This window comes from Niallia yueguangensis (assembly GCF_052663115.1).
In genome coordinates, this window is sequence record NZ_JBQTCX010000018.1 from 26,790 (window position 1) to 39,310 (window position 12,521).

Annotated in this window: 13 protein-coding genes; 7 read left to right on the top strand and 6 right to left on the bottom strand. The window is 34.7% G+C overall.

From position 1 onward, the window contains the following. Window positions 1-13: 13 nt before the first annotated feature. The 4 genes from ACTYA4_RS15740 to ACTYA4_RS15755 all read left to right on the top strand — a co-directional run bounded on the left by ACTYA4_RS15740 (window position 14) and on the right by ACTYA4_RS15755 (window position 2,968). A complete protein-coding gene (locus ACTYA4_RS15740) occupies window positions 14-913 on the top strand; it encodes a sulfite exporter TauE/SafE family protein (RefSeq protein ID WP_443483078.1) in 900 nt (299 codons plus the stop codon). A gap of 87 nt (window positions 914-1,000) precedes the next feature. Beyond that, a complete protein-coding gene (locus ACTYA4_RS15745; protein ID WP_443483079.1) occupies window positions 1,001-1,465 on the top strand; it encodes a riboflavin kinase in 465 nt (154 codons plus the stop codon). Window positions 1,466-2,029: 564 nt separating this feature from the next. Continuing rightward, complete coding sequence (locus tag ACTYA4_RS15750; RefSeq protein WP_443483080.1) at window positions 2,030-2,389, top strand: PAS domain-containing protein; 360 nt, start codon at window positions 2,030-2,032, stop codon at window positions 2,387-2,389. A gap of 75 nt (window positions 2,390-2,464) precedes the next feature. Further along, window positions 2,465-2,968 carry a methyl-accepting chemotaxis protein gene (locus ACTYA4_RS15755; protein WP_445505713.1) on the top strand — a complete coding sequence of 168 codons (504 nt, stop codon included), beginning with the start codon at window positions 2,465-2,467 and terminating at the stop codon, window positions 2,966-2,968. 245 nt (window positions 2,969-3,213) lie between these two features. Here the strand turns inward: ACTYA4_RS15755 and ACTYA4_RS15760 are convergent, their stop codons facing one another. The 6 genes from ACTYA4_RS15760 to ACTYA4_RS15785 all read right to left on the bottom strand — a co-directional run bounded on the left by ACTYA4_RS15760 (window position 3,214) and on the right by ACTYA4_RS15785 (window position 10,264). Beyond that, window positions 3,214-3,963, bottom strand: coding sequence for an ABC transporter permease (locus ACTYA4_RS15760; RefSeq protein ID WP_443483082.1), 750 nt, complete (start codon window positions 3,961-3,963; stop codon window positions 3,214-3,216). After that, window positions 3,960-4,703 (bottom strand): ABC transporter ATP-binding protein, encoded by a 744-nt coding sequence (locus ACTYA4_RS15765; protein ID WP_443483083.1) that lies wholly within the window; start codon window positions 4,701-4,703, stop codon window positions 3,960-3,962. Before ACTYA4_RS15765 ends, ACTYA4_RS15760 begins: the two co-directional genes overlap by 4 nt. 110 nt (window positions 4,704-4,813) lie before the next feature. Then, on the bottom strand, window positions 4,814-6,313 hold the full coding sequence (gene levB / locus ACTYA4_RS15770) for a 2,6-beta-fructan 6-levanbiohydrolase (RefSeq protein ID WP_443483129.1): 1,500 nt from the start codon (window positions 6,311-6,313) through the stop codon (window positions 4,814-4,816). 314 nt (window positions 6,314-6,627) lie between these two features. Then, window positions 6,628-8,103, bottom strand: coding sequence for a levansucrase (gene sacB, locus ACTYA4_RS15775; protein WP_443483084.1), 1,476 nt, complete (start codon window positions 8,101-8,103; stop codon window positions 6,628-6,630). A gap of 917 nt (window positions 8,104-9,020) precedes the next feature. Then, window positions 9,021-9,404 carry an MmcQ/YjbR family DNA-binding protein gene (locus ACTYA4_RS15780; protein ID WP_443483085.1) on the bottom strand — a complete coding sequence of 128 codons (384 nt, stop codon included), beginning with the start codon at window positions 9,402-9,404 and terminating at the stop codon, window positions 9,021-9,023. A 326-nt stretch (window positions 9,405-9,730) separates the two neighbouring features. Then, the gene (locus tag ACTYA4_RS15785; protein ID WP_443483130.1) at window positions 9,731-10,264 is read right to left on the bottom strand and encodes a helix-turn-helix domain-containing protein; all 534 of its coding nucleotides are present in this window, start codon (window positions 10,262-10,264) and stop codon (window positions 9,731-9,733) included. 162 nt (window positions 10,265-10,426) lie between these two features. On the opposite strand from ACTYA4_RS15785, the gene ACTYA4_RS15790 reads away from it, so the two are divergent. From ACTYA4_RS15790 to ACTYA4_RS15800, 3 genes are read left to right on the top strand one after another with little or no spacing between them, the layout of a single operon-like run. After that, on the top strand, window positions 10,427-10,657 hold the full coding sequence (locus ACTYA4_RS15790; RefSeq protein WP_443483086.1) for a PLDc N-terminal domain-containing protein: 231 nt from the start codon (window positions 10,427-10,429) through the stop codon (window positions 10,655-10,657). After that, window positions 10,654-11,559 (top strand): ABC transporter ATP-binding protein, encoded by a 906-nt coding sequence (locus ACTYA4_RS15795; RefSeq protein ID WP_443483087.1) that lies wholly within the window; start codon window positions 10,654-10,656, stop codon window positions 11,557-11,559. The genes ACTYA4_RS15790 and ACTYA4_RS15795 overlap by 4 nt, the downstream gene beginning before the upstream one ends. Further along, complete coding sequence (locus tag ACTYA4_RS15800) at window positions 11,556-12,344, top strand: ABC transporter permease (protein ID WP_443483088.1); 789 nt, start codon at window positions 11,556-11,558, stop codon at window positions 12,342-12,344. Before ACTYA4_RS15795 ends, ACTYA4_RS15800 begins: the two co-directional genes overlap by 4 nt. The last annotated feature ends 177 nt before the right edge of the window (window positions 12,345-12,521 follow it).

Here is a 12,521-nt window from a genome sequence, read left to right on the forward strand (position 1 = left end):
CGAGGTGTTTGTTATGAGAAAATTAATTATTTTTGCTTTTATTGGCTTGCTTGCACAATTAATTGACGGCGCATTGGGAATGGCTTATGGCGTTACGTCTTCCTCTCTGTTATTAGCTTTTAGCATCGCACCGGCAGTTGCTTCTGCTTCTGTTCATTTAGCAGAAGTGGTAACTACAGCTGCTTCTGGAGCATCTCATATAAAGTTTGGCAATGTAGATAAGCAAACGGTTTATCGACTGATTATTCCAGGGGCAATCGGAGCGTTTTTAGGAGCTACATTTCTGAGTAATTTACCAGGAGATTTGGCAAAACCATATATATCTTTATTTCTGCTTGCTTTAGGGGCTTATGTTCTTATCAGATTCTTATTTAAATTCCGCCCAAGTGAAGAGAAAAAGGGTATAACGCTAAGTCGAAAACAAGCAATTCCATTAGGTTTAATCGCTGGTTTTGCTGATGCAACAGGCGGCGGCGGATGGGGGCCAATTTCTACTCCTATATTGCTGTCTCGTAAAGGAATGAGTGCCCGAAAAGTGGTTGGTACTGTTGATACTAGTGAATTTGCGATTGCAGTTTCAGCTTCGCTTGGTTTCTTTATTTCCTTAGGTTGGGAAGAAGTAAACTGGCTGTGGGTTGGTGCATTGATGATAGGTGGAATTATCGCTGCTCCAATTGCTGCGTGGCTAGTTCGGAAAATTCACGCACAACTAATGGGTGTTCTTGTAGGTGGGTTTATTATTCTAGTGAATGCAAGAACTTTAGTAACGACATGGATTGAGAACGCAGCGGTTTATCCATACGTTTATATAGGAATTGCTGTTCTATGGATTGTGGCAATTGTTTATACAATATTTAAGATAGGAAACGTCAAAAAAAACAATCCAGTAAATATTAATAGCTTAGCTGACTAGAAAACTAGAGGCTCCCTGATCTAAACGGGGAGCCTTTATATATAGGTTTTTTTAAAAAAATAGCATTTAAATATGGGAGGGGTCATTGTGTTGACGAATATTCACAAATCTTATCTTGAATTAAAACCTTTTTTTAATGGGAGAGTTGTATCTGGAAGAAAACTCGGAAGACAAATAGGTTTTCCAACAGCAAATATTGACGTAAATGTAGACTGGTTGAATAATGGCGTATATGGAGTGGCTGTGACACTAGATGGCTCAACCTATTTAGGTGTGATGAATATTGGAGTGAAGCCAACCGTTGATGCCAATTTAAAAAAGACAACAGAGATTCACTTAATAGATTTTCAAGAAAATATATATGAGAAAAAAATAAAATGCAGCGTGCTGTTTCACATAAGGGAAGAGAAAAAATTTGATTCATTAGAGCAATTAAAGCAACAAATCAAGGAGGATGTAATATATGCAAAGAAACATTTTAAACTTAAGGGACTACTCACAACAAACAAGGAAACCTACTTTGCTAGAAAACGAGTATTTAAATCTTCCTGATTTATCCTTTTATAACAAATGCAATCAACAATTTCGTATAAATCGAGGAGTTTATAACACCATTGATAATTGGTTTTATGACTATGGTGTGATGAATATTGTATATAGAAGAATCTATATGTTAGCTTTTTTTGATTTTGTGAAAGACAAAAACAGTGAGTCAAGCTCTCAGAAATTTATTAAATTTGGGCACGGTGGACTCACTTTAAGACTTAAGGAGTTTACCACTACATATCTAAATGATAAAAAACTATACTCTATAAAATAAAATAATTAGCAAACTGTAGTAGCAATTTCTTTATAGAATGCTGCTTTTTTTATGTTATAGAGGGTGTACGATAACTAAAAGTGAAGGGGTGGCGCTTAAACAAATTGATAAGGCTGTTCCAAATGTTAATTGATATTATTATCGTTTAAATACAAATAAAGTTATTTAAAAACGCCTTTATGTTATTCTATAATCGGGCTTATATTCTTGCAAAAGAGGATATCCTGATTTGTACTCTATTACAATCATTATAAAATGAATCGAAAAATATTTTAAAATAGGAGATTAACATATCGATGGACCATCTTTCCAAAATAACCCCATCTAGTACCCAAGTGTTAGGTCAAGATGCTGTGCTTGCTGCTTTAGAACAGTCATTAGCAATGATTGAATTTGATCCTTATGGAAAGGTGCTTTGGGCAAATCATAATTTTGCATATGCGATAGGTTATAGTGCTGAGGAACTACCTAATATGCATCATCGTGAATTTTGTACTTCGGCATTCGCTCAAAGTCCAGAATATGATGCTTTCTGGGAAAGTTTCCGAAATGGAGAGTCTTTTCAACAAAAAATACAAAGAGTAACTAAGCAAGGAAGTACTATCTGGCTTGAAGCAACTTATACACCAGTTTTTGATGAAAGAGGATCAATCTAAGCAGTCATTAAAGTCGCTACGGATATTACAGCTCGTGAAGTTGGAACTTCAAAGGTTACATATGAATTACAACATATGGCGGAAAATCTAAAGGAACGTGCGGAAGAAGGCATTACCCGCAGTCAAAAAGTCGCCTCTGCAATTATGCAAATGGTGGAGCAAACCAATGAAAACATGAGGGTTTTGCAATCTCTTAATATTCAAACTGAAGCCATTCGAGGTATAGTGAAAACCATCAGTGAAATCTCCTCGCACACCAACTTAATGGCTTTAAATGCGGCAATTCAAGCAGCTCACGCTGGCGATTATGGACGTGGATTTAACGTTGTTGCAAACGAAGTACGAAAGTTAGCGAATCAAGCTAAGGAAGCGACTCAAGAGGTACATTCTAATGTAGAGAAAATAACGGAACAAGTGCAAAATATTAGTACAGGAACCAAGCATTTAGACAAGACTATTTCTGAAAGTCATTCTCGTATCGAACAAGCAGTTCATGAATTTATTGGTATTGGCAAAGCTGCCAGTCAACTTGATAAACAAGCAAAAACTTTAGTAGATCAGCTGCAAGGACAACATTAGTTTAGTAAGAATCCTTGCTCTTTTTCTTTGACTGTTTTCGTATGGAATGTTGCTTTTAAACCCGCAGCCTGAATACACTTCGTCCGTTTAGCGAGCGTCGAGCCTTCTCCTTCTCGTCGCATACGCTCCTGTGGGGTCTCGTCCTTTCTCGCATTCCCACAGGAGTCTACGTGTATTCAGGCTGCTAAGAAACACTTTTCCAAATGTTTTTTATGTAAAAAACAACAAACTTTGAGAAAACAGCTTTATCTTTTAACAAGCTGTTGATATGAATTAAATAAAGTAGGGTATGTAAGTCGACTTAAAATAAAACAGGTGAGTGTTGCAGAAGCCATTATGGCAAATATGATGAGCAGCTGGAATTTTACTGCTTGTATCGGACTAGCACCGCCAATAATTTGACCAGTCATCATGCCGGGAAGCTGAACGAGGCCGATTGTTTTTTGACTTTCTAGTGTTGGAATCATACTTGTCTTGATGGCTGACTTTAAAGTATGATGAATGGCTTGTTTGGATGTACCGCCAAGTGCAAGAATTAATTGAATTTCTTCTCTGCGACTATCTACCTCAGCATGCAGTCTGTTTAAAAATAAGCTGGCAATAACCATTGAATTTCCGATAATCATGCCGCTGACAGGAATAATGTATCTTGCTGTTGGAGGAATGATTTGAATACTTAAAATAATTCCTTGTGTAATGGCTTCTACAATTGCCAGGGTGATAAACACTCTCCAAAATAATTGAAACCCTTGCTGCTTTTTCTTAACAATATTTTGTGATGCTACAGTTAACATACAAATAAGTATTAAGATAATAAAAATAGGGCTGTTTGTGTCAAAAATAAACGACAGCACATAACCAATGACCAATAATTGTACCGCTGCACGAACGCTGGCGACAACTATATCTTTTTCAAGGCCGATGCGGAATGATTTCGATAAAAATAACGCAATAAACACGAAAATAATCGTAAATAACAAAGATAGATTGCTCATAATGATGCCCCCTGTAAAAAGGCCTGTGTTTCGGGGTGCTTAGGATTTGTAAAAAATAATGTAGGGTCGGCACTTTCAATTAGTTTACCGTCTATCATGAGCCATACTTCATCTGCCAACCGTTTTGCTTGGTCGAGATTATGAGTGACCCAAATAATCGTTTTGTTTTGTTCTTTATTCAACTGAACAATAAGTTCTTCGATTTCATGAGCAGCCGCAATGTCTAAAGCAGACGTAATTTCATCTAAAAGCAGAATATCAGAAGGATTGGATAATGTACGAGCTAATGAAAGTCTTTGTTTTTGTCCACCTGATAAATCTTTGGCGTCTCGGTCTAATAAATTATGTGGAAGTCCTGTTAAAGAACAAAGTTGTTCAGGAGAAAGATGCTGTTTATTATGCAGCTTTTGGACAATTAACATATTATCACGAACCGTTCCGTCAAGAATGGGAGCTGATTGAAAAGCAATTCCTACTTTTTTTCGCAGTTCCGTAACATCCCACTTTCTGATCTCTTTTCCAAATACGTAAATTTCTCCTTCATCAGGTGTATGAAGCAAGTTGCACATCGAAAGAAGCGTGCTTTTTCCCGAACCTGAAGGACCAACAATCATAACGAAAGAACCTTGCTTAACTTTGCCTGATACTCCATTTAAGACGGAATAAACTTCATCATTTTCAAGATAATTCTTTTTTACTTCTGTAAATGCAATAGCTGTTTGAATATGTTCATTATTCATAATTGCTCCTTTTTTAATCAGATTTATACAAACATTTTATCACAATTAATAAGGGTGGCAGTCCCAAATGCTTTTACACACTGGAGGACTGCCACCCTAACTATTGCTATTTAATTGATTGAACGAAAGTGTTTGATTTTAATATTTTTAAAGGTAGCTGTGCCGCCTTCAGAAAAGAGGCTGATGCCTTTATCGTTTAATTCCGGGAATATCTCACTTGAGTATGCAACTTTCCCATCATCTACAAACACTTCGATACTCGTTTTATCGACGAGGATCTTTAAGTGAACGTTCTTTTTGCTTGCATCAAATGGTGCCCTGCTTTCAATATTTTTATTGCTTTGATCGGGCTGCCCAGTTTGCCCTCTGTTCACATAAGAGTTTGACCCTTCTGTAAAAATACCAACATCAACATGACGTTTTTTGTCAGCTGATTCTCGAAGCCTTAATCCTATGTTCTTGGCATCTTCCCAAGAAATATCAGCTTCAAGTTGATACGCATCCCCTGTTACATCAAGTGTTTTTGAACCATTCACCTTAATTTCTTTGAAGGAATCCGTTGAATTCGTTAATTGATTCAATGCTTCAATAGGCTGTGACGTCAACGTATATGCACCGTTGTCTGCTTGTACTAATTTTATTTGACGAACAATCGAATCCAGTCCGTTAAAACCTTCTTTTAGCGTTGGCGTATTATGCGGATAATCCCAATTATTCATCCATGCCAATGCATAACGATGGTTGGATGGATCACTGTCTTTTCCTTCTTCAAATGTTACAGCACCATACCAATCAAAACCATAATCCAACCATTGAGGTTCTGTATGGTCCGGGAAAAATGCTTTTCCATCAAAGTTTCCAGTCCAATATGCGTACGTATTTGGCTTTCCTCTCGATTTTCCATTTGCGCTTGCACCAAGCACCCATTTAAAGGTACCGTCATTCGCACGCATCATATATAGATCTGGACACTCTGTAATTCCGATATTTTCTGTCATGAAACTACTTGTATAATGCCATTCTTTTAAATTATAAGACTCATAAAAACCTATTTTTGATCCTTCTGCCATTGTCATCACCCATTTGCCTGCTAGGTGATCCCAAATGATTTTCGGATCTCTAAAATCCTTCGTACCTGGATTTGGCATAATCGGATGATCACTGTATGATTTAAACGTTTTTCCTTTGTCTGTACTGTACCATAAATATTGTTCTTGCTTTCCACCATCAGCGGATGGTTGTGTTACGATGGCCACAAGTGCTCCTTTTCCGAAGCCTGCCGTATTATTTTTGTCCACTACGACAGATCCTGACCATGGATCACCATTTTTATTTGTATATTTAGGAATGGCCACTCCTTCATCTTTCCAGTGCACCAAATCCTCTGATGTTGCATGGCGCCATTCTGTCCCGTTCCCTTTCGGATAATCCCGATTATAAAGATAATAGTAATGATACTTTCCATCAAAATAAATCGGCTTCTGAGGATCGTTCTTCCATTTATCCGGTGTTGTAAAATGGTACGTTGATCGATAGGTCGGCTTTTCATGAGTTACTGGTTTTACTTGCTTATTATCTTTAGTATTTTTATTATCTTTATGATTTGCCATTAATCCTATGACAATTACTAGACCGAGAAACACGGTAAAAATAGCTACCCAAATAGATGCTTTCTTATTAAATTTAAATGCTCGTTTTTTCAATTCGATTCACCACTTTGTTTTTTTGCCTTATCTTGCTGCGATTAGATGAGGGTCCCAAAAGTACCTGGTATACTCTCCAATTACCTAGAATATAGGAAAAAAATAAAAAGGTATCGATCTAATGAAGGTACTTGGAACTTTGTTTTCATTCATCTTATAAAAAGAAAATGCCAATATACGGTTGGCATTTTCTTTTTATATATTTAACTCATTTGTTGCTATTACTTCTTATCGTTTTCTTCAACTGTTAATTGCCCTTGTTCTAAGATGCTATCTTTTACAACTTCAGTTTTTGATCCATTAATGTTCAGTAAGAAACTTGGAGCAAAAGTAGAATGTTGATCTTTAAAGTAACCTCTATTTGTCATGTAGCTTGTTACTACTAGATTATTATCTTTATTCTTGTTTGGTGTTACAAAGTGAGCGTAGTTAAATGTAACATCATTAGGATCAAGAGCATGATGTAATACAAGTCCAGTTCCATTTAAAGGTTTATATTCTCCAGTTAAGGAATCTGCCACATAACCTAACATATAAATATCTTTGGAACCAATTCCATCAACGATCATTTTAGATCCTCTAGTACTTGTGAATAAGTACCATTTTCCGTTCATTTCAAATACGTTCGCACGTTCAATTTCATCCGTAACTGTATTAGATGCAAGCAACGGCTTCATTACTTTTTTCATCGTATAGTCATCATTTAGTTCAATGATTCCTAGTGCACCGTTAGCAATTTCAGCATCCTTCTTTTTAGGATTTTGCATTAATTTATTTTTCTCTAATTGGAAGAAGGCTTCACTTTTTCCATAGTAAGCTTTATTATACAGAGATTCTGCTCCTTGGTAGCCAACTTCTGTTCCTGTATTTGCTTCAAACACAAGGTATTTTTTACCGTTTTCTTCAACGTAGTGAGGATCTCTTAATGTATGATTATCAGAGAAGTCTCCACCGCCGAATGCTTGGTCAACTGTTTGGTAGTATTTGCCGTCTCCATCAAAGATCGATTTGAAATCTTCTACGCCATTAATCTTAAGCGTGTCAGAATCTGGTTGAGATACGTTGACTTGCGCCGTTGTTAATGTTTGTTTTCCAAAATCCCCATTTTCTGGTTTGAATTCATGACGATTTGTATAGAATAAGCGAACTTTTCCATCAGAAGTTAAAGTTGCAGAACCTGACCACTCTTCTGATTGTTTGTTTAGAATAGGATCATTTGGACCTAATTTATCAGTAGCTTTAAATACTTTACCAGCGTTTTTCCAATTTTTAATAGAATTATCGCCTACTTTTTTATAGAACATGTAAATAAACGTGTCATTTGGGTTTTTAGGATCTCCTGCTAAACCAAAAACGATTTCATATCCATTATATTCTGCTACTGTTCCATCAGCGTTTTGTAATGGCCAAGTATCCCATACATCTAAATCTATTGGGTTGCCATTATTATCAAAGCCTTTTGCTGAAGGGATATTTTTTATCGTTGATGCATCAAATGTCGGCACTTTAAATTTTTCCAGCTTTTGTTGTATAGACATTTTTAGCATATCACTTCGTTCAATATGGGAAATGCCGTAACTTTCTTTGAAATCCATACTGTCTTTTTCTTTCGCAGAAGCTAAAGATCCACCTCCTACTAGTAAGGCTGATGCAAAGGTTACTGCTGTTGCTTGTTTGAAAATCTTTTGGATGTTCATACATTTCTCCTTTTCCCAAAAAGTGTATCTAAAAAGTTAGTTGCTTTTTAGACCAAGAAACTGCATCTGTGTCATTTATTTAGGTAGGATATATATTGCTAAATGAAGAAGATTCATCTTTTTAAATTGAAATAAAGTGTCACTATGGAACATTGACTTCTATTATTATGATGTGTAATGAAAATCTAGCTCCTGATGGTTCGATGCACAATGTGTCACTCTATATATGAATCTATTCATTTAAGCATGTTGAAGTTTGACAATAATCCTAAACAAACTGACAAGCTGCTGTTACAACTCAAGATTACGTTGATAATGAAACATCGTCAATTCGACCAAATGTAACAAATTTCGACTTTTTCTTCTTTACCCTAAAATATAACTAGGACGAATAGAATTCATTCTATTACTTTTATAACAGCCATATTAATTTTGTAAAAATGATTAGCGAGCAAAGATTATAGCTGCTTTTGGCTATTAAAGATTTATTTATTTGTGTATTTAAAAGTTAAATTTATCCTTTTTTTAATAGAATAATAGGGTGGGTATATTTTCTAAACGTAGGTACTTATCCTTTTTTTATATTTATGTTTTCCTATTTCATCCATATCCTTCGTTTTATTATGGAAAAAATAGGGGTTATGCACATATGTTAATTAACTTACTATTCATATTGAAATTAAAAGTTTAACTTTCAATCTCTTATTAACTTATTTTTTCTTGTAATAATTCCGTTATAAAACGCAGTATAAAAGATCTAGGTTGAAATATAGTGAAAATCAGTACTTTTAGCATACAAAAAAATGAGCTAGAGTGTCTTTTTTCACTCAAGAATTAGATGGAAATGCTAAAATTATGCTCACAAAAAAAAGAGAGCAGCCGATTGCCTCTTTTTTTTGGTCAAATTATAAATATTGTTATCTATTTTTATTATCGACAAACACTGTCATGTTGATTTCTCGCTGTAGTTTTTTTGGTAACTTTTCAAATACTAATGTATAGGAATGAGCAATTAACAGTTCCCATAATTCATCTGGAATAGTCGAATCAAGATAAATAGAATTCCAGTGGGTTTTATTCATATAATAACCTGGAATAATCCCTTCATAAATTTCTCTCAATTCCTCGGCACGTGCAGGGTCGCATTTTAATGTGATAATAGGTTTTCCTTGAGAGTCACCACCTATCATCGCAAACATTTTCCCACCAACATGGTAACGATCTGCTTTCCAATCTACTTGATAGTCATGACTAGCCCCAGTTTGTTTAAGACAATACACTTCTAGTGTAGGTTTGTCCAAAGTATAACACCATCCTTTTTCAATCGATTTTTCCTAATAGTATTTTAACTAAAAAAAGGAAATGTTGGAAGGGGAGTGCCTGTCAGTAAACAAAAAATGGATAACACCGTGAACTAGAAAAGAACTCCCGTTATATTCTAAAATTTCATGAACTTATTAAAACGCTTAATTTGATGGCATTAGAGACATTACATCTCTAATGTTAAGAACAAAAGTCATAGAGCTGAAAAAAAAGGGTATATAAAACAGAGCCTGATTTTAGAATGTTTTGGGACTTAGATGGAGATCCTTAGGTGAGAGGGAAGAGGCTAAAAGCCCTTCCTATTTTAAGATTCGGGAATAATGGCAACGCCAACTGTTCGAATTGGTGCATCTTGTTTATTGTTTTTAAAGTATTTAACCACCAGATCGTTTAATTCATTTTGAAAGTTGTTAAAGCTTTCATCATCAAGCTTTAATTCTAAAAGGGAAAAGGTTGACCCATCTTCTGTCGAACCTTTTTCTTCTAGTGAAGAAAGATAGTTTTGATATTGATTCATCAGTGATAATTGATAATAAGAAAAATAGTCTAATTTTTTTTCGGTGGATAATTTTTTCCATTCCTCTTTGCTTATCTTTGCCTCTTCCTCATTTAAAGAATAGTATTTTTCTGAAACGGATCTGACTTTTTTTTCTTTAATAATACGAATAACTCCAGAATCAAGTAAAACTTGTATATGTCTATAAAGTGTTGCTTGAGGTACATCTTTAATAATTTTTACCATTTCTAGAGGAGTTAGCCCATTTTCTTTGTTTCTCATTAAAGCTTGAGAAATCTTTATCCTAACTGGGTGCATTAAAACTTCCGCTTTATTCATGATTTTTCTCCTTACAATAAAGTGAATATGCCATTAATGATAATATTATCATTATAAATAACAGAGGGAATTAACACAATATTATAAGTAACAAGGAGGAATGGTTTGACAATTATATTATTATTATCAATAATGATAATATAATTGAATGAAGGAGTGAAAGATATGGAAGTGCATTACGGATTGAACGGTGTTGATTTTTTGTCATTTCTACCGATTGTTTTACCGGTGCTTGCAATTGGAATAGTATTAATTTTAATCGCTTTAATTGATTTATACAGGCATCGTAAAACGAGAAAAAATGTTTTATTGTGGGCGTTTATTATTATTTTTGTTAATATGCTTGGTTCAATTCTGTATTTCGTTATTGGCAGAAAGGATAGTGGCAGAATATGAAATTAGAAATTAAACATGTTACGAAAAAATTTAAAGAAAAAACGGCAGTAAATAATTTTTCGATGGAATTGCATTCAGGAGAATGTGTCGGATTGATAGGACCAAATGGTGCTGGCAAATCGACACTAATAAAAGCTATGTTAGATATTATTGATCCCAATGAAGGTGAAGTTTTACTTGATGGAAAGAAAATTTCAAAAATGAAAAAGCAAATCGGCTACTTGCCGCAGTATCCAAATTTTTTTCCATGGATGACTGCTCAAGAAACTTTAGTTTTTATGGGGCAGCTTTCTGGAATAAAAAAAGAAGAAGTAACCAGGGCTATTCCAGAATTAATGTCGAAAGTAGGGCTAAGCGGGGAATTGAATTCAAAGGTTGGAACTTTTTCAGGCGGAATGAAACAAAGGCTGGGAATTGCACAGGCGTTGTTGCATAAACCATCTTTGATTGTAATGGACGAACCAGTATCTGCATTAGATCCCATTGGAAGAAGAGAAGTACTGAATATTATTCAAGAAATGAAGAAGGAGACAACAATATTATTGTCCACTCATATTTTAAGTGATGCAGAAGAAATATGTGAAAGATTTGTCATGATGAAAAATGGTAGAAAGATAGAAGATACAACATTAACTGCATTATTAAATAGGAACAGCGATCAGAAAATTAATATGGAAATGACGGAAAAAAGTCAAAAATGGATGGAAATAGTGAAGAACTTAAACTATGTAAAAAGTATTGAAGTATTAGGTAATAAAGTAAAAATAGAGGTCGAAAATATAGACCAGAATAAAAACATGCTGCTCGCTAGTGCACTGGAGTATAAGGTTGATTTAATAAGATTTGAAATAGATAACGATACATTAGAAGAGATATTCTTAAAATTGGTGGTGGAAAAATGAATAGTTTTACTGTATTAGCGAAAAAGGAATTTGTTCAGATAGTACGGGAATTTAAAGTTATTTGGCTGCCTCTAGTATTTATTTTTTTAGGGATAACGCAACCAGTTGTAAGTTACTATTTACCTTCTATATTAAAAGCAATAGGCGGTAGCCAAGGTATCACCATTGATCCAAGTATCGCTGCTCAAAAGGGTGGGGAAGTACTTGCTAGTACATTAGGTTCCCAGTTTGATCAATTAGGCATTATCATTATTATTGTTTCTATGATGGGAGTGGTACAGTCAGATAAAGCAAACGGTATGCTATCTTTTATTTTTACAAGACCTGTAAATGTTATGGAATATATAAGTGGAAAAGTCATTTCTAATTATCTGTTTATTGCCTGTAGTGCAGCGTTAGGGTATACCGTTTCCTATCTGTATGTTAATTTGTTATATTCCAATGTGAACTTTTCAGATTTTATTTTGGCTTTTATGTTTTATTTAGTATGGGTTTTGTTTATCGTTTCCTTCACGACAATGGTTAGTACTATTTTTAATAGCCAAGGTATTATTGCATTAATATCTATTGTATTTCTACTTGGCTGTAGAATTGTAGTTGGAATAAGTCCTGTTATAGATTATGTGAATCCAGCATGTATGAGTAAACTTGCTATGAAAGTATTAATTTTAGGAACAGTTAATATAGAAGTGATAGGAAATGTATTAGTGGTACTTGTATGGGTGGCGCTAACAATTATAGTAGCGAATAGATGGATTTCTAAAAAGAAATTTAATCAAGAATAGATGGAATAGTGATCTTATATTAAAAGCAGGAGTATTTACCATTAGGCTATTTTCTCAAAGTTTGTTGTATTTTACATAAAACATTTGGAAAAGTGTTTCTTAGCAGCCTGCATACACGTAGACTCCTGTGGGAATGCGAGAAAGACGAGACCCCGCAGGAGCGTATGCGACGAGGAG